This window comes from Streptococcus sp. KHUD_018, from assembly GCF_054861215.1.
This window is the reverse complement of the sequence record NZ_CM142176.1, coordinates 1,501,214-1,518,460: the sequence shown is the minus strand read 5'-3', so window position 1 is coordinate 1,518,460 and position 17,247 is coordinate 1,501,214. Positions and strand designations below refer to the sequence as shown.

General features: G+C 41.4%; 15 protein-coding genes. 14 read left to right on the top strand and 1 reads right to left on the bottom strand.

The window, feature by feature from the left end; translation table 11 throughout:
* Nucleotides 1–4: 4 nt before the first annotated feature.
* On the bottom strand, nt 5–856 hold the full coding sequence (locus tag ACVBD2_RS07675) for a MurR/RpiR family transcriptional regulator (protein ID WP_001039482.1): 852 nt from the start codon (nt 854–856) through the stop codon (nt 5–7).
* 255 nt (nt 857–1,111) lie between these two features.
* On the opposite strand from ACVBD2_RS07675, the gene pbp2b reads away from it, so the two are divergent.
* The 14 genes from pbp2b to ileS all read left to right on the top strand — a co-directional run bounded on the left by pbp2b (nt 1,112) and on the right by ileS (nt 17,028).
* Nucleotides 1,112–3,154 carry a penicillin-binding protein PBP2B gene (gene pbp2b / locus ACVBD2_RS07670; protein WP_461685532.1) on the top strand — a complete coding sequence of 681 codons (2,043 nt, stop codon included), beginning with the start codon at nt 1,112–1,114 and terminating at the stop codon, nt 3,152–3,154.
* Nucleotides 3,155–3,164: 10 nt separating this feature from the next.
* On the top strand, nt 3,165–3,761 hold the full coding sequence (gene recR / locus ACVBD2_RS07665) for a recombination mediator RecR (RefSeq protein ID WP_060628648.1): 597 nt from the start codon (nt 3,165–3,167) through the stop codon (nt 3,759–3,761).
* Nucleotides 3,762–3,935: 174 nt separating this feature from the next.
* Nucleotides 3,936–4,979 (top strand): D-alanine--D-alanine ligase, encoded by a 1,044-nt coding sequence (locus tag ACVBD2_RS07660; RefSeq protein WP_461685531.1) that lies wholly within the window; start codon nt 3,936–3,938, stop codon nt 4,977–4,979.
* Between the two features lie 83 nt (nt 4,980–5,062).
* Entirely contained in the window at nt 5,063–6,436 is a 1,374-nt protein-coding gene (locus ACVBD2_RS07655) for a UDP-N-acetylmuramoyl-tripeptide--D-alanyl-D-alanine ligase (protein WP_000778761.1), read from the top strand.
* Nucleotides 6,423–7,034: an NUDIX hydrolase N-terminal domain-containing protein gene (locus ACVBD2_RS07650; RefSeq protein ID WP_000994199.1), complete on the top strand. Its 612-nt coding sequence runs from the start codon at nt 6,423–6,425 to the stop codon at nt 7,032–7,034. Before ACVBD2_RS07655 ends, ACVBD2_RS07650 begins: the two co-directional genes overlap by 14 nt.
* A 195-nt stretch (nt 7,035–7,229) precedes the next feature.
* The gene (locus tag ACVBD2_RS07645) at nt 7,230–7,934 is read left to right on the top strand and encodes a YwaF family protein (protein WP_001055277.1); all 705 of its coding nucleotides are present in this window, start codon (nt 7,230–7,232) and stop codon (nt 7,932–7,934) included.
* A gap of 236 nt (nt 7,935–8,170) precedes the next feature.
* Nucleotides 8,171–9,547, top strand: coding sequence for a cell division protein FtsA (ftsA, locus tag ACVBD2_RS07640; RefSeq protein WP_000196335.1), 1,377 nt, complete (start codon nt 8,171–8,173; stop codon nt 9,545–9,547).
* Between the two features lie 16 nt (nt 9,548–9,563).
* Complete coding sequence (ftsZ, locus tag ACVBD2_RS07635; RefSeq protein ID WP_004243484.1) at nt 9,564–10,820, top strand: cell division protein FtsZ; 1,257 nt, start codon at nt 9,564–9,566, stop codon at nt 10,818–10,820.
* 3 nt (nt 10,821–10,823) lie between these two features.
* On the top strand, nt 10,824–11,495 hold the full coding sequence (locus ACVBD2_RS07630) for a YggS family pyridoxal phosphate-dependent enzyme (protein WP_461685530.1): 672 nt from the start codon (nt 10,824–10,826) through the stop codon (nt 11,493–11,495).
* Between the two features lie 9 nt (nt 11,496–11,504).
* Nucleotides 11,505–12,038, top strand: coding sequence for a cell division protein SepF (locus ACVBD2_RS07625; RefSeq protein WP_000053360.1), 534 nt, complete (start codon nt 11,505–11,507; stop codon nt 12,036–12,038).
* Complete coding sequence (locus ACVBD2_RS07620; protein WP_000576497.1) at nt 12,038–12,298, top strand: YggT family protein; 261 nt, start codon at nt 12,038–12,040, stop codon at nt 12,296–12,298. Before ACVBD2_RS07625 ends, ACVBD2_RS07620 begins: the two co-directional genes overlap by 1 nt.
* Nucleotides 12,295–13,086 (top strand): YlmH family RNA-binding protein, encoded by a 792-nt coding sequence (locus ACVBD2_RS07615; protein ID WP_000988888.1) that lies wholly within the window; start codon nt 12,295–12,297, stop codon nt 13,084–13,086. The genes ACVBD2_RS07620 and ACVBD2_RS07615 overlap by 4 nt, the downstream gene beginning before the upstream one ends.
* 8 nt (nt 13,087–13,094) lie before the next feature.
* Complete coding sequence (locus ACVBD2_RS07610; protein WP_001123197.1) at nt 13,095–13,979, top strand: DivIVA domain-containing protein; 885 nt, start codon at nt 13,095–13,097, stop codon at nt 13,977–13,979.
* Between the two features lie 256 nt (nt 13,980–14,235).
* Nucleotides 14,236–17,028: an isoleucine--tRNA ligase gene (gene ileS / locus ACVBD2_RS07605; RefSeq protein ID WP_461685529.1), complete on the top strand. Its 2,793-nt coding sequence runs from the start codon at nt 14,236–14,238 to the stop codon at nt 17,026–17,028.
* Nucleotides 17,029–17,247 lie beyond the last annotated feature (219 nt).

The window sequence follows — 17,247 nt, the reverse complement described above, 5'->3', positions numbered from 1 at the left end:
CAAACTAGGATTTTCTAACGCGTTTTTGTCTACGATAGCCGTTGAGTTTTTTATTTTCCCAATAGCTGTTAAAAATTTTTTCCTTGCTCTCACGATTGATTTCCAAAAAGTAGGCATAAATCAAATCTATAAGGAAGAGCATGGGGAGTTGAGCGGATATCCGTTGAATGTAGGAAGGCTGGCTGTGGCTGGCAACAAGAACGGTCTCTGTATAGGCTTGACTATCTTTATTGGGAACACTTGTAAAGAGTACAGTCTTTGCCCCCATCTCTTTTGCATCTAAAAGACTGTCTAAAATAGAAGGAGTTGTACCAGAAAGTGAGAAACCGAGTACGAGACAATTTTCATCCATGATGCTGGTCGTCCATGCAAAGCCATCCTGATCGGTTAAGGCTTCACAGACAACACCTAGTCTCATAAAGCGCAGTTTCATCTCACGAGCGACAAGACCGGAACTGCCTGTTCCAAAGAAGTAGACACGCTCAGCATCTTCGATTAACTGGGCGACTCGTTCCAGTTGTTCTTCGTCGATCAAATCCTGTGTTTGTTCTCGCATGATACTGTAGCTTCGCAAAACACGTTTGGTCAAAGGGCTGTGTTTGTGCGAATGAGTGTCCTGTTTACTAGCCTGATGCTGGTATTGAAAGATGAATTCTCGGTAACCTGTAAAACCACACTTTTTAGCAAAGCGGGTCAGCGCTGCTTGGGAGATATGTAATTTCTGGGTAACTTGCTGAGAAGAAAGATCATCTTGGATCGTTTCAGGTTGTAAAAAATAGCGAGCGATTTCTTGCTCAAGCTCGGTTAATTCTTCAAAATGGAGGTCGATTATGGTTGCGATGTCTGGCTTGTTCATGAGGCTCCTTTTTATGAGTCAAAGTCTTAAAGGTTAACGCTTTCTTAACTATTACTATCATTATATCATAGAAGATAGGATAACCAAATAAAAAGGCATTTTCAGATAAAAGTCAAAAAATGCTTCGACTTTTCCAAGAGTTTCTCCTTAAAATATGGTACAATGAAAAGTACCGAGCTTCACCTGTTTGCTCTATTATTTTAGGGAAAATAAAGGTGAAAATCGAAAATTTTTCTAGAAAAGAGTCTTAGTTGTATGAGAAAATTCAATAGCCATTCGATTCCGATTCGGCTTAATTTACTGTTTGCCATTGTTATCCTACTGTTTATGACCATTATCGGTCGATTGTTATACATGCAGGTGCTGAATAAAGATTTCTATGAAGCAAAGTTGGCATCAGCCAGCCAGACTAGGGTGACAACCAGCTCAGCTCGTGGCCAAATCTACGATGCAACAGGGAAACCCTTGGTAGAAAATACACTCAAGCAAGTTGTTTCCTTTACTCGAAACAACAAAATGACGGCTGCAGATTTAAAAGAAACAGCCAAGAAGTTGCTGGCTTATGTGGAAGTTTCTTCTCCAACATTGACTGACCGACAGTTAGCAGACTATTATCTAGCAGATCAAGATGTCTATAAGAAAGCAGTGGAAAGTTTACCACGTGAGAAGCGACTTGATTCTGATGGCAATCAATTATCTGAATCCGAGCTTTACAATAATACTGTTGAAAGTATCGATCCAAGTCAATTGACCTACTCTGATGACGAAAAGAAAGAAATTTACCTCTTTAGCCAACTTAATGCAGTTGAAAATTTTGCGACAGGAACCATTGCGACAGATTCCTTGACAGATACTCAGATTGCTTTGATAGCTTCGGCCTCTAAGAATTTACCTGGTATCAGTATTTCAACTTCGTGGGATCGAAAGGTCCTAGAGACTTCACTTGCGTCTATAGTAGGAAGTGTATCCAGTGAAAAAGCTGGTCTTCCAGCTGAAGAAGCAGATGCTTATATCAAAAAGGGTTATTCTCTAAATGACCGTGTTGGAACCTCTTATCTAGAAAAACAATATGAAGAAACCTTGCAAGGAAAACGTTCTGTGAAAGAAATCCAGCTAGACAAGTATGGCAATATGGAAAGTGTCGAAAATATCGAAGATGGTACCAAAGGGAATAATATTAAACTGACCATCGATTTGGCCTTTCAAGATAGCGTGGACAATCTTCTTAAGAGTTATTTCAATTCCGAGTTAGGAAATGGAGGAGCCAGATATTCTGAAGGTGTTTATGCAGTTGCTTTGAACCCAAAAACAGGTGCAGTTTTGTCTATGTCAGGGCTCAAACATGATTTGAAAACGGGAGAGTTGACGCCTGATTCCTTGGGAACGGTAACCAATGTCTTTGTCCCAGGTTCGGTTGTCAAGGCGGCGACCATCAGTTCTGGTTGGGAGAATGGAGTCTTGTCAGGGAACCAGACCTTGACAGACCAACCGATTGTCTTCCAAGGCTCAGCTCCGATTAATTCTTGGTATACTCAAGCCTACGGTTCATTCCCGATTACAGCTGTGGAAGCCTTGGAGTATTCTTCTAATGCCTATATGGTTCAAACGGCTTTGGGCATTATGGGGCAGACCTATCAACCCAATATGTTTGTTTTAACTAACAATTTAGAATCCGCTATGGGGAAACTTCGTTCGACATTTGCTGAATATGGTCTTGGAGCCTCAACAGGTATTGATCTTCCAGATGAGTCAACTGGTTTTATACCAAAAGAGTATAATTTTGCTAATTACATTACCAATGCATTTGGTCAGTTTGATAACTACACCCCAATGCAATTGGCCCAGTATGTTGGAACCATTGCTAACAATGGTGTTCGAATTGCACCTCACATTGTTGAGGGAATTTATGGAAATAATGAACAAGGTGGCTTAGGGAACTTAATCCAATCTATTGATACCAAGGAAATGAATAAAATTAATATTTCTGAGTCTGATGTTTCCATCCTCCAACAAGGATTTTATCAAGTTTCACATGGTGGGAGTGCTCTGACGACAGGTCGTGCCTTTTCCAATGGTGCAGCTGTATCCATTAGTGGTAAAACAGGTACTGCCGAAAGTTATGTTGAGGGAGGTCAAAAAGCTAACAATACCAATGCTGTGGCTTATGCACCATCAGATAATCCTCAAATCGCTGTAGCTGTTGTCTTCCCTCATAACACCAACCTTACAAATGGTGTCGGACCTTCTATTGCGCGCGATATTATCAACCTCTATAACCAACATCATCCAATGAATTAGAAAGGAACATATGCTTTATCCAACACCTATTGCTAAGCTAATTGACAGTTATTCGAAGTTACCGGGTATCGGGATTAAGACGGCTACCCGTCTGGCCTTCTATACTATTGGAATGTCTGATGACGATGTCAATGAATTTGCTAAAAATCTCCTTTCTGCTAAGAGAGAGCTAACCTATTGCTCCATCTGTGGTCGTTTGACTGATGACGATCCTTGTTCTATCTGTACCGATCCAAGTCGTGACCAGAAAACGATTTTAGTCCTCGAGGATAGTCGTGATGTGGCAGCCATGGAGAACATCCAAGAATACCATGGACTCTATCATGTCTTACATGGTCTTATTTCTCCCATGAATGGTATCAGTCCAGATGATATCAATCTCAAGAGTCTCATGACTCGTCTGATGGATAGCGAGGTTTCAGAAGTGATTGTGGCCACAAATGCTACGGCAGATGGTGAAGCGACATCCATGTATCTTTCACGTTTGCTCAAGCCAGCTGGGATCAAGGTTACGCGTCTAGCACGAGGTCTCGCTGTGGGAGCAGATATCGAGTATGCGGACGAAGTTACACTCTTACGAGCCATTGAAAATCGAACAGAGCTGTAAGTCTAGACAAATTAACAAACTCAATTCATTTATACAAAAATCACGGAGATCGACAGTTGTTTTATCGGTCTCTTTTTAGATTTATTGAAGACCAGTATCAGGTTCAAGTTTCAAAAAAGAAGCAAATATGATATACTAAAGAACGAGTATTCTATTAGAATTGGAACAAATAATATGAAACAAACGATTATTCTTTTATACGGTGGACGTAGTGCAGAGCGTGAAGTCTCTGTTCTTTCAGCTGAAAGTGTCATGCGTGCGGTCAACTACGACCGTTTCACAGTCAAGACTTTCTTCATCTGCCAGTCAGGTGACTTTATTAAAACGCAAGAATTTAGCCATACTCCAGGTCAAGAGGATCGTCTTATGACCAATGAAACCATTGATTGGGATAAGAAAGTTGCACCAAGTGCTATCTACGAAGATGGTGCAGTGGTCTTTCCAGTCCTTCATGGTCCGATGGGAGAGGATGGCTCAGTTCAAGGATTCCTTGAAGTTTTGAAAATGCCTTACGTCGGTTGTAACATCTTGTCATCTAGTCTTGCCATGGATAAAATCACGACCAAGCGTGTCTTAGAATCTGTCGGGATTGCCCAAGTTCCTTATGTGGCCATCGTTGAAGGCGATGATGTGACTTCTAAAATCACCGAAGTTGAAGAAAAATTGACTTATCCAGTCTTCACAAAACCATCAAACATGGGTTCAAGTGTCGGTATTTCTAAGTCTGAAAATCAAGAAGAACTCCGTCAAGCTTTGAAACTTGCCTTCCAATATGACAGCCGTGTCTTGGTTGAGCAAGGGGTTAATGCCCGTGAAATCGAGGTTGGTCTCTTGGGCAACTACGATGTCAAAAGCACGCTTCCAGGGGAAGTAGTCAAGGATGTTGCCTTTTATGACTACGATGCCAAGTATATTGACAACAAGATTACTATGGACATCCCAGCCAAAATCAGTGATGATGTGGTAGCTGTCATGCGCCAAAATGCAGAAACAGCCTTCCGTGCGATTGGTGGGCTCGGTCTATCTCGTTGCGATTTCTTCTATACAGATAAGGGAGAGGTTTTCCTCAACGAGCTCAATACCATGCCAGGTTTCACCCAGTGGTCTATGTATCCACTACTTTGGGACAATATGGGAATCAGCTATCCAGACTTAATCGAGCGATTGGTTGACCTTGCCAAGGAAAGTTTTGACAAGCGCGAAGCGCATTTGCTATAAAAATGAAAGAGAGGGTAGAAGCCAGAACTGTCACTGTAGGTGATTAGAGTTCTTGGACTTCAACCCTTTTTAAAGGAGTAGAAATGAAATTAACAATCCATGAAGTAGCGCAAGTTGTTAGGGCTAAAAATGATGTGACAGTTTATCCAGATAGTCCGCTAGTTAAGGCTGAGTTTGACAGTCGTTTAATCACTGCAGGAGATTTGTTTGTTCCGCTCAAGGGAGCGCGTGATGGTCACGACTTTATCGAAACAGCTTTTGAAAATGGTGCAGTAGTAACCTTATCCGAGAAAAAGGTTGCAAATCAACCCTACATCCTAGTAGACGACGTGTTGACTGCCTTTCAAACCCTAGCTGCCTACTATCTTGAGAAAACGGCTGTTGATGTCTTTGCTGTTACAGGTTCAAATGGCAAGACAACAACCAAGGATATGCTGGCGCATTTACTGTCAACAACCTACAAGACCTACAAAACACAAGGAAACTACAATAATGAGATTGGGCTTCCCTACACAGTTCTCCACATGCCTGAAGGGACAGAAAAGTTGGTCTTGGAGATGGGGCAGGATCACTTGGGAGATATCCATCTTTTGTCTGAATTGGCTCATCCTAAGACAGCCATCGTGACCTTGGTTGGAGAAGCTCATTTAGCCTTTTTCAAAGACCGTTCGGAAATCGCTAAAGGAAAAATGCAAATTGCAGATGGTATGAGGCCTGGCTCCTTGCTCTTGGCACCGGCTGACTCGATTGTAGAGGACTACTTGCCTACTGATAAAAAGGTAGTTCGTTTTGGGCAAGGGGCAGAGTTGGAAATCACAGACTTGGTTGAGCGCAAGGATAGTCTGACCTTTAAGGCTAATTTTTTGGAACAAACCCTTGATTTGCCAGTGACTGGTAAGTACAATGCCACCAATGCTATGATTGCATCCTACGTTGCCTTGCAAGAAGGAGTGTCAGAGGAACAGATTCGTCAAGCCTTCCAAAATCTTGACTTGACGCGTAATCGTACTGAGTGGAAGAAAGCTGCCAACGGAGCAGATATTCTGTCAGATGTTTACAATGCCAATCCAACTGCTATGAAGTTGATTTTGGAGACATTCTCTGCCATCCCAGCCAACGAAGGGGGCAAGAAAATCGCTGTTCTAGCAGACATGAAGGAACTTGGTGACCAATCTATCCAACTCCATAATCAGATGATTTTGAGCCTATCGCCAGATGTGCTGGATACCGTTATTTTCTATGGAGAAGACATTGCCGAATTAAGCCAGCTGGCTAGTCAAATGTTCCCAATCGGCCACGTTTACTACTTCAAGAAGACAGCTGACGAAGACCAATTTGAAGGTCTTGTCAAGCAGGTTAAGGCAAGCCTTGGTACGAACGACCAGATTCTGCTCAAAGGCTCTAACTCCATGAATCTAGCCAAGTTGGTAGAAAGTTTAGAGAATGAATGCAAGTGATTTTACCAAGTATCTGCAAAGAATGCTAGCCATTACGGATACTGGATTAACCTTCACAAAAGATCCTTTTGACTGTGAGCGATACGAGGACTTGCGTGCGATCTTATCTGATATTTTGAGAGAAACTACAGAACTAAAGCAAGAGGAAGTAACAGAGCTTCTGAGACCAACTGGTGCTTATGCAACTCCTCTGATGGACGTCCGTGCTTGGATTGTTGAGGATGAAAAAGTATGTCTAGTCAGAGGGCAAGGAGAGGAAAGTTGGGCTTTGCCAGGTGGCTTTGGTGAAGTCGGCTATTCTCCAACTGAAAATATTCTTAAAGAAATTGAAGAAGAAACCGGTTTTACAGCAAAAACTGAAAGGTTACTTGCAGTTTTTGACACCAATCGTTCCCAACTACAGAGCAAACAATATGCAAAGTTTGTGTTTGAATGTAAGCTTCTTGATGGACAATTTCAAGAGAATCAAGAAATTGCTGACCTTCAATTTTTTGCCATTGACCAATTGCCAGCCTTATCTGAAAAACGCATCACCAAGGAACAAATGGAGATTCTTTGGCAGGTTTATAAAGGACAAAGAGACCAATATATTGATTAGGTTATGCTAGAGAAGTCTGCAAATCAAAAAAGGGTGTTTGTAAGATGCATTTCTGCGATACAAATGATATAATAGGTTGCGAATTTAAGCAGCAAGTATTCTATGCATGGTATAGAATCAAGCTTTTTCAAAAAAATTTAAAAGCTAGAATAGTGAACTTTCTACTACTCTGGCTAGATGAACGAGGAATAGAATATGAATTTGTGGGAACAATTATTTACCACACAGATATCAGAACCGCCCCAGTTTGAACTCCACTGGTATATTGGTTTGTTAAGTTTATTGGCTCTTACTTTCTATGTTTCATATCGTTACCGTGACAAGGTGGCTTACCAGCGCTTCATTCAGATCCTTCAGTCTCTTCAACTGATTGTTCTGTATAGCTGGTATTGGGGGAATCAAATGCCCTTATCAGAAAGTTTGCCCTTCTATCATTGCCGTATCGCCATGTTTGTTATGCTCTTGATTCCAGGGACTTCCAAGTACAAGCAATACTTTGCACTTCTAGGAACCTTTGGAGCAACTGCAGCTCTGGCATACCCACTCTTTGACCCTTATCCGTTTCCGCATGTGACCATCCTGTCCTTTATCATCGGGCATGTGGCACTTTTGGGGAATGCGCTCCTATACTTGTTTAAGAATTATGAAGCTTCCCTGCTCAACTTGAAAAATGTGACAGTGATTACATTTTCTCTAAATGCCTTGATAGGAGTTGTCAACTTGGTTGTAGGTGGAGATTATGGATTTTTAAATAAACCACCACTAGTGGGGAATCACGGACTATTGGCGAATTACATCATCGTGTCCAGTGTGTTGGTAGTAGCTATCAGTTTGACTGCAAAAGTACTAGAGGTCTTTTTGCAACAAAGAGCAGAAAAAATGATTCAAGAGAAAGCTTAAAAAGGCCTTCTCTTTTTTTGATTAAATATGCAAAATATAGCTGTAAGGATATAAAAATAATGATTGCTCCTGAGAAAAATTGTTTAAAAGACTTTTACAAAAAACCTAGAGGAAATTTATGAAAAACTAAGCACGATTGGATTTTTTGTGTTATAATATTTTGTGAATAGCTGTGTCTCGTCACAGTTATTGAAAATAGAAGTGAGAAACTTGGAAGACAGAGAGGACGCAATGTAATGACTAGAGATGGTTTTTTTACAGGCTTAGATATCGGAACTAGCTCCATCAAAGTGCTGGTTGCCGAACATAGAGATGGTGAAGTAAATGTAATTGGCGTTAGCAATGCCAAGAGTAAAGGTGTCAAAGACGGGATTATCGTTGATATTGAGGCTGCTGCTTCAGCAATTAAATCCGCAATTTCCCAGGCAGAAGAGAAGGCAGGAATTTCAATTAAGTCTGTCAATGTTGGTTTACCAGCAAATCTCTTGCAGGTTGAACCAACTCAAGGAATGATTCCTGTAACATCAGATACAAAAGAAATTACAGATCAAGACGTAGAGAATGTTGTCAAATCAGCTTTGACGAAGAGCATGACGCCTGATCGTGAAGTGATTACTTTCATTCCAGAAGAATTTATCGTAGATGGTTTCCAAGGTATTCGTGACCCTCGTGGCATGATGGGGGTGCGTTTGGAAATGCGTGGTTTACTTTACACAGGGCCTCGTACCATTCTTCATAACCTTCGTAAAACCGTAGAGCGTGTGGGAATTCATGTTGACAACGTCATCATCTCACCATTAGCGATTGTAAATTCAGTTCTTAATGAGGGAGAACGTGAGTTTGGCGCGACAGTGATTGATATGGGTGGTGGACAGACTACAGTTGCAACTATTCGCAATCAAGAATTGCAATTTACAAACATTTACCAAGAGGGTGGAGAATATGTCACTAAAGATATTTCCAAGGTCTTAAAAACATCCCAAAAAATCGCGGAAAGTTTAAAACTAAACTATGGTGAAGCTTATGTTCCACTAGCAAGTAACGAGACTTTCCAAGTTGAAGTCATTGGTGAAGTAGAGCCCGTTGAAGTGACAGAAAGTTACTTGGCAGAAATTATTTCAGCACGTATCAAACATATTTTTGATCAAATTAAACAGGAGTTAGACAGAAGGCACTTGTTGGATCTACCAGGTGGTATCGTTCTGATCGGCGGAAATGCGATTTTACCAGGAGTTGTCGAATTGGCGCAAGAAGTGTTTGGTGTTCGAGTGAAACTCTATGTGCCAAATCAAGTGGGAATTCGCAACCCTGCTTTTGCCCATGTGATCAGCTTGTCTGAGTTTGCAGGTAAATTGACAGAAGTGAATCTTCTGGCTCAAAAGGCAGTCAGAGGAGATGAATTCCTTCGCCAAAAACCAATTAATTTTGGTGTTTCAAATCAGAGTGTGACACCAATTATACAATCAACTCCAGTGCAACCAGCTACTGCAGCAACTGAAATCACATCTGACAGTGGCCTTGCTCCAAGAGACGAATTCCAAGCAAGTTCTCAAGATAAACCGAAATTAACAGACCGTTTCCGTAGCTTGATCGGAAGCATGTTTGATGAATAAAAGAGGAAAAGAAATTATGACATTTTCATTTGATACAGCAGCTGCTCAAGGTGCAGTTATTAAAGTAATTGGTGTCGGTGGAGGCGGTGGTAATGCTATTAACCGCATGATCGACGAAGGTGTTTCAGGAGTAGAATTCATTGCGGCGAACACAGACGTACAAGCCTTAAGCAGTACAAAAGCTGAAACAGTTATCCAACTCGGACCAAAATTGACTCGTGGCTTGGGTGCTGGAGGTCGACCTGAGGTTGGTCGTAAGGCTGCTGAAGAAAGCGAAGAAGCATTGACAGCAGCGATTAGCGGGGCAGACATGGTCTTTATCACTGCTGGTATGGGTGGTGGATCTGGTACAGGAGCTGCCCCTGTTATTGCACGTATTGCTAAAGATTTAGGTGCCCTTACAGTTGGTGTTGTGACACGTCCTTTTGGCTTTGAAGGAAGCAAACGTGGTCAGTACGCTGTAGAAGGAATCAACGAACTTCGCGAACATGTTGATACTTTGTTGATTATTTCAAATAACAACTTGCTTGAAATTGTTGATAAGAAGACACCGCTTCTTGAAGCTCTTAGTGAAGCAGATAACGTCCTTCGCCAAGGTGTTCAAGGGATTACAGACTTGATTACTAACCCAGGTTTGATCAACCTTGACTTTGCTGACGTGAAAACGGTTATGGCAAACAAAGGGAATGCCCTTATGGGTATCGGTATTGGCAGTGGAGAAGAGCGTGTCGTTGAAGCGGCTCGTAAAGCGATTTACTCACCACTTCTTGAAACAACCATTGACGGTGCTGAAGATGTCATCGTCAACGTTACTGGTGGTCTTGATTTGACCTTGATTGAAGCAGAAGAGGCTTCTGAAATTGTCAATCAAGCAGCAGGCCAAGGAGTGAATATCTGGCTTGGAACCTCTATTGACGAAAGCATGAAGGATGAAATCCGTGTTACTGTTGTAGCGACAGGTGTTCGTCAAGAGCGAGTGGAAAAAGTTGTTGGTTCTCCAGTAAAACAAGCGGCTCGTCGTGAAGCCTCAAGACAACCGCACCCTCAAAATTTTGATCGTCATTTTGACCTAGAAGATACAGCAGAATTACCAAAACAAAGCCAACGACGCTTTGAAACAAGTCAATCTTCTGCTTTTGGTGATTGGGACTTGCGCCGTGAATCAATCGTTCGTCAAACTGATTCAGTCGTATCACCGGTAGAACGTTTCGAAGCACCGACTTATCAGGACGAAGATGAGTTGGACACACCTCCATTCTTCAAGAATCGTTAATCAATGGATTTGAAAAAAAATACAGAGTTCGTTTTTCAGCAGGTCGCTGAAGCTAGCCGAGAAGCAAATCGTGATCCAGCTTCTGTTTCAATTATTGCAGTGACGAAATATGTGGACGTAAAAACAGCGGAAGCCTTGCTTCCCCTGGGTGTTCATCATATTGGTGAAAATCGTGTTGATAAATTTTTAGAAAAATATCAGACGTTAAAAGAATTCCCTGTCACTTGGCATTTGATTGGAACGCTACAAAGACGGAAGGTCAAAGAAGTAATCCCTTTTTTGGATTACTTTCATGCTTTAGATTCCTTAAAATTGGCGCAGGAGATTCAAAAGAGAACAGATCATGTTATCAAGTGTTTCCTACAGGTCAATATTTCAGGAGAAGAAAGCAAGCACGGTTTTTCAAAAAAAGAATTACTAGAACTTTTGCCAGACTTGGCTCAGCTAGATCAGATTGAGTATGTTGGTTTGATGACCATGGCTCCTTTTGAGGCAGATTCTGATGAATTGAAACAAATTTTCAAGAAAACTCAGGAACTGCAAGCAGAAATTAGAGAAAAACAAATTCCTAATATGCCGATGACAGAGTTGAGCATGGGCATGAGTCGTGACTATAAGGAAGCGATTCAATTTGGTTCGACCTTTGTTCGAATTGGCACAGCATTTTTTAAATAGGAGAGATCTATGTCTTTAAAAGATAGATTTGATAAATTTATAGATTATTTTACAGAAGATGGGGAAGAAACAACTGCGACTTATCAACCTCAGGATGAGCAGATGATTGCTTCATCGAGTTCAGCTTCTAAAGAACTGCCAGCGCAGTTTCAATCAACCACTTCAAAAGATGCCAACATCACTCGCTTACATGCTCGCCAACAAGAATTGGCTATGCAAAGCCATCGTACAGATGAAAAAGTGACGATTGATGTTCGTTATCCTAGAAAATATGAGGATGCAACAGAGATTGTGGATTTATTGGCTGGAAATGAAAGTATCTTGATTGACTTCCAGTACATGACAGAGGTTCAGGCTCGTCGTTGTCTAGACTATCTGGACGGTGCCCGTCATGTTTTGGCAGGTAATCTGAAAAAAGTTGCGAGTACAATGTATTTGTTGACACCAGTCAATGTGGTTGTGAATATTGAAGATATCAAGTTGCCTGATGATTCTCAAAGTGCAGAATTTGGTTTTGATATTAAACGAAGTAGAGCGAAATAATGATTTTTCTGATTCGTCTAATCCAAAATGCAGTGAATATCTATTCCCTGCTTTTGTTAATCTATGCACTCCTCTCTTGGTTTCCAAATTCTTACGGTAGTTCACTAGAACGTTTACTGGAAAAGCTGATTAGACCGATTGTTGATCCACTTCGCCGTTTACCTTTACAATTTGGAGGTTTGGATTTATCCATTTGGCTAGCAATCTTAATCGTCCGTTTTTTGGGTGACAGCTTGATTCGTTTCTTGTTGATACTATGATGACAAATAAAGCGATTTACCAGCACTTTTCTCTTGATGATGCTCCCTTTATTGATAAGGGATTAGAGTGGATCAAGCGGGTGGAAGATACTTATACTCCTGTCCTCACTGCTTTTGTCAATCCGCATCAGGAACATATACTGAGGGTTTTGGCTGGGACCTATGGACTGGGCTGTGTGAGTAGCGGAGAATATATCCATACAGAATTTGTCCGTGTCCTTCTGTATCCGGACTATTTCAGTCCGACACTGTCAGATTTTGAAATAGCATTGTTAGAGATCCGTTATCCAAGTAGATTTGAACAGCTAACACATGCAAAGATTTTGGGGACAATCATCAATCAACTAGGAATTGATCGTAAGCTCTTTGGTGATATCTTGGTAGATGAAAAGAGAGCACAGATTTTTGTCAATCGTGATTTTATCCCTCTGTTTCAGGACGGGATACAAAAGATTGCCAGACTACCTGTGTCGCTGGAGGAATGTCCTTTCACCGATAAAATCATATCTGAGATCAATTATCAAGAACAAGAGATTTTGATTTCCAGTTTTCGTTTGGATGCCCTCTTATCAAGTGCCTTGAAATTATCCAGAAAGCAGGCTGGTCAACTGATAGAGAAAAAATCTGTTCAGGTAAACTACCACCCCATTGAAAAATTAGATTATCTAGTAGCTGTAGGGGATTTGATTAGTGTGAGAAAGTTTGGTCGTCTGAAGATTGTCAAAGAAAATGGGCAAACTAAAAGGGATAAGATAAAACTGACTATCCAATTATTATTAAGTAAGTGAGGAAAAGTATGCCAATTACATCATTAGAAATTAAAGATAAAACCTTTTCTACGAAATTCAGAGGGTTTGATCCAGAAGAAGTAGATGAATTTCTTGATATTGTTGTTCGTGATTACGAGGACTTAGTTCGCAATAATCACGAAATGGAAAGACACATTAGAAGTTTAGAAGAGCGCTTATCTTACTTTGATGAGATGAAGGATTCGTTGAGCCAGTCTGTTTTGATTGCTCAAGATACGGCTGAACGTGTAAAGCAAGCTGCTCAAGAGCGCTCAAACAATATTATTCAACAGGCTGAGCAAGATGCCCAGCGCCTCCTTGAAGAGGCAAAATACAAGGCTAATGAAATCCTACGTCAGGCAACAGATAATGCTAAGAAAGTAGCTGTTGAGACAGAGGAATTGAAAAACAAAAGCCGTGTATTTCATCAACGTCTCAAATCTACGATTGAGAGCCAGTTGGCAATTGTCGAATCTTCAGATTGGGAAGATATTCTTCGTCCGACTGCGACTTATCTCCAAACAAGTGATGAAGCCTTCAAGGAAGTCGTAGGTGAGGTCTTGGGAGAAGCTGTTCCTTCGCAACCAGAAGAAGAGCCGATTGATGTGACTCGCCAATTTTCACCTGAAGAAATGGCTGAGTTACAAGCCCGCATCGAAGCAGGTAACAAAGAATTAGCTGAGTTTGAAGCTCAGCAGGCTAACAGTCAAGCGGAAAGTCATGTGTTAGACATCAATACGGTTGTAGAAGAGATACAGTCTCATTCAGTTGAACTACAACATGAGGATTCAGAAATGATGACAGAGTATTTCTCAGTATCGCCATCAGCAACTGGAACTGCTTCTTCAACTACTAGACATGAAGCACAACAAGAATCCGTTACAATATTATAAGAAATAAATGTGAGAACAAGATTTAACCAACTATATTTCCAGCGAGTAGGAGACGGTGTGAGTCCTGCAATCCCTAGTGGTCAGATTATCCTCTCAAGCAATCCAGTCTGAAAAGAGTAAGATTGGACGTTCCCCACGTTACGGGAAAAGAGGGGAAAAGACAAAGTCTTTTTCCGAACAAAGGTGGTACCACGATTTTCGTCCTTTTTAGCGATTCGTGGTTTTTAATTTGTCAATTTAAATTAAAGGAGTAACAATGAAACTTAAAGATACCCTAAATCTTGGAAAAACTGAATTTCCAATGCGTGCTGGACTTCCTACTAAAGAACCGCTATGGCAAAAAGAGTGGGACGAAGCGAAACTTTACCAACGTCGTCAAGAATTGAACCAAGGAAAACCGCATTTCACCTTGCACGATGGACCTCCCTATGCCAACGGAAATATCCACGTTGGGCACGCCATGAACAAGATTTCTAAAGATATTATTGTTCGTTCGAAATCGATGTCAGGATTTTATGCGCCTTACATCCCAGGTTGGGATACACATGGTTTGCCAATCGAGCAAGTTTTGGCAAAACAAGGTGTCAAACGCAAAGAAATGGACTTGGTTGAGTACTTGAAACTTTGCCGCGAGTACGCTCTTTCTCAAGTTGATAAACAAAGAGAAGACTTTAAACGTTTGGGTGTTTCTGGTGACTGGGAAAATCCTTATGTGACTTTGACTCCAGACTATGAAGCAGCTCAAATCCGTGTTTTCGGTGAAATGGCTAAGAAAGGCTATATCTACCGTGGTGCCAAGCCAGTTTACTGGTCATGGTCATCTGAATCAGCCCTTGCAGAAGCGGAAATTGAATACCATGACTTGCTTTCAACTTCCCTTTACTATGCTAACCGCGTCAAAGACGGAAAAGGTGTTCTAGATACAGATACTTATATCGTTGTCTGGACCACAACTCCATTTACTATCACAGCTTCTCGTGGTTTGACTGTTGGAGCGGATATTGACTACGTAGTCGTACAACCTGCTGGTGAAGTTCGTAAGTTTGTGGTTGCTTCAGAATTGTTGACTAGTTTGTCTGAAAAATTTGGTTGGGCTGATGTTCAGGTCTTGGCAACCTACCGTGGTCAAGAATTGAACCATATCGTAACAGCTCACCCTTGGGATACGGCTGTAGATGAGTTGGTAATCCTTGGTGACCACGTTACGACTGACTCTGGTACTGGTATCGTCCATACAGCCCCTGGTTTTGGTGAGGACGACTACAATGTCGGTGTTGCTAACGGTCTTGAAGTTGCTGTAACAGTTAACGAACGCGGTATTATGATGGCCAATGCTGGCTCTGACTTTGAAGGTCAATTCTATGACAAGGTTGTACCAACTGTTATCGAAAAACTTGGTAATCTTCTCCTTGCGCAAGAAGAAATCTCTCACTCCTATCCATTTGACTGGCGTACGAAAAAACCAATCATCTGGCGTGCAGTACCACAGTGGTTTGCCTCAGTATCTAAATTCCGCCAAGAAATCTTGGACGAAATTGAAAAAGTGAAGTTCCACTCAGAATGGGGTAAAGTACGCCTTTACAACATGATTCGTGACCGTGGCGACTGGGTTATCTCTCGTCAACGTGCTTGGGGAGTTCCTCTTCCAATCTTCTACGCTGAAGACGGCACACCAATCATGACAGCTGAAACTATTGAACACGTGGCTCAACTCTTTGAGGAACATGGTTCTATCATCTGGTGGGAACGTGATGCCAAATATCTCTTGCCAGAAGGATTTACGCATCCAGGTTCACCAAATGGCGAGTTCAAAAAAGAAACAGACATCATGGACGTATGGTTTGACTCAGGTTCGTCATGGAATGGAGTGGTAGTAAACCGTCCAGAACTCAAATATCCAGCAGACCTTTACCTAGAAGGTTCTGACCAATACCGTGGTTGGTTTAACTCTTCACTCATCACATCTGTTGCCAACCATGGCGTAGCGCCTTACAAACAAATCTTGTCACAAGGTTTTGCCCTTGACGGTAAAGGTGAGAAGATGTCTAAATCTCTTGGAAATACCATTGCTCCAAGCGATGTTGAAAAACAATTTGGTGCGGAAATCTTACGTCTCTGGGTAACTAGTGTTGACTCAAGCAACGACGTGCGTATCTCTATGGATATCTTAAGTCAAGTCTCTGAAACTTACCGTAAGATTCGTAACACCCTTCGTTTCTTGATTGCTAACACATCTGACTTTAACCCAGCTGAAGATACAGTAGCTTACGAAGAACTTCGTTCAGTTGATAAGTACATGACTATCCGATTTAACCAACTTGTTAAGACCATTCGTGATGCCTATGCTGACTTCGAATTCTTGACAATCTACAAGTCCTTGGTAAACTTTATCAATGTTGACTTGTCAGCCTTCTACCTTGATTTTGCTAAAGATGTTGTTTACATCGAAGGTGCCAAATCACTCGAACGCCGTCAAATGCAGACTGTCTTCTATGACATCCTTGTCAAAATCACGAAACTCTTGACACCAATCCTGCCTCACACAGCAGAGGAAATCTGGTCATATCTTGAGTTTGAAGCAGAAGACTTTGTTCAATTGTCTGAATTACCAGAAGCTGAGACTTTTGCCAACCAAGAAGAAATCTTGGATACATGGTCAGCCTTCATGGACTTCCGTGGACAAGCTCAAAAAGCCTTGGAAGAAGCGCGTAATGCAAAAGTTATCGGGAAATCGCTTGAAGCACACTTGACAGTTTATCCAAATGAAGTGGTGAAAACTCTTCTTGGAGCAGTGGATAGCAATGTGGCTCAACTCTTGATCGTGTCAGAATTGACCATCGCTGAAGGTACAGCTCCAGAAGGTGCCGTTAGCTTCGAAGATGTAGCCTTTACAGTTAAACGCGCTGCAGGTGAAGTCTGTGACCGTTGCCGTCGTATCGATCCAACTACTGCAGAACGTAGCTACCATGCAGTTATCTGTGACCACTGTGCAAGCATCGTAGAAGAAAACTTTGCAGATGCAGTTGCAGAAGGATTTGAAGCGAAATAATCAGAAAGAGACTGAGAAAGGTCGTTAAAATCATAAAAACGCATAATATCAAGAGTTCAAGTACCTTGATATTATGCGTTTTATCATGGGAAAATTTACTAGTCCATTTCCTAAAATGAAGTTCTTTCTAGCCTGTCCGTGTAGATAATTAACATAATCAACTATTCAGTTTTCTCATAATTTTATATTTCTACTAATTATAAAGAGACTATAGAACTT

Bases quoted from the DNA above. Each gene is read 5' to 3' on its own strand.
- recR (WP_060628648.1), top strand. From the start codon at position 3,165: ATGCTTTATCCAACACCTATTGCTAAGCTAATTGACAGTTATTCGAAG.
- ftsZ (WP_004243484.1), top strand. From the start codon at position 9,564: ATGACATTTTCATTTGATACAGCAGCTGCTCAAGGTGCAGTTATTAAA.
- ACVBD2_RS07650 (WP_000994199.1), top strand. From the start codon at position 6,423: ATGAATGCAAGTGATTTTACCAAGTATCTGCAAAGAATGCTAGCCATT.
- ACVBD2_RS07645 (WP_001055277.1), top strand. From the start codon at position 7,230: ATGAATTTGTGGGAACAATTATTTACCACACAGATATCAGAACCGCCC.
- ileS (WP_461685529.1), top strand. From the start codon at position 14,236: ATGAAACTTAAAGATACCCTAAATCTTGGAAAAACTGAATTTCCAATG.
- pbp2b (WP_461685532.1), top strand. From the start codon at position 1,112: ATGAGAAAATTCAATAGCCATTCGATTCCGATTCGGCTTAATTTACTG.
- ACVBD2_RS07630 (WP_461685530.1), top strand. From the start codon at position 10,824: ATGGATTTGAAAAAAAATACAGAGTTCGTTTTTCAGCAGGTCGCTGAA.
- ACVBD2_RS07620 (WP_000576497.1), top strand. From the start codon at position 12,038: ATGATTTTTCTGATTCGTCTAATCCAAAATGCAGTGAATATCTATTCC.
- ACVBD2_RS07675 (WP_001039482.1), bottom strand. From the start codon at position 856: ATGAACAAGCCAGACATCGCAACCATAATCGACCTCCATTTTGAAGAA.
- ACVBD2_RS07625 (WP_000053360.1), top strand. From the start codon at position 11,505: ATGTCTTTAAAAGATAGATTTGATAAATTTATAGATTATTTTACAGAA.
- ACVBD2_RS07660 (WP_461685531.1), top strand. From the start codon at position 3,936: ATGAAACAAACGATTATTCTTTTATACGGTGGACGTAGTGCAGAGCGT.
- ACVBD2_RS07615 (WP_000988888.1), top strand. From the start codon at position 12,295: ATGATGACAAATAAAGCGATTTACCAGCACTTTTCTCTTGATGATGCT.
- ftsA (WP_000196335.1), top strand. From the start codon at position 8,171: ATGACTAGAGATGGTTTTTTTACAGGCTTAGATATCGGAACTAGCTCC.
- ACVBD2_RS07610 (WP_001123197.1), top strand. From the start codon at position 13,095: ATGCCAATTACATCATTAGAAATTAAAGATAAAACCTTTTCTACGAAA.
- ACVBD2_RS07655 (WP_000778761.1), top strand. From the start codon at position 5,063: ATGAAATTAACAATCCATGAAGTAGCGCAAGTTGTTAGGGCTAAAAAT.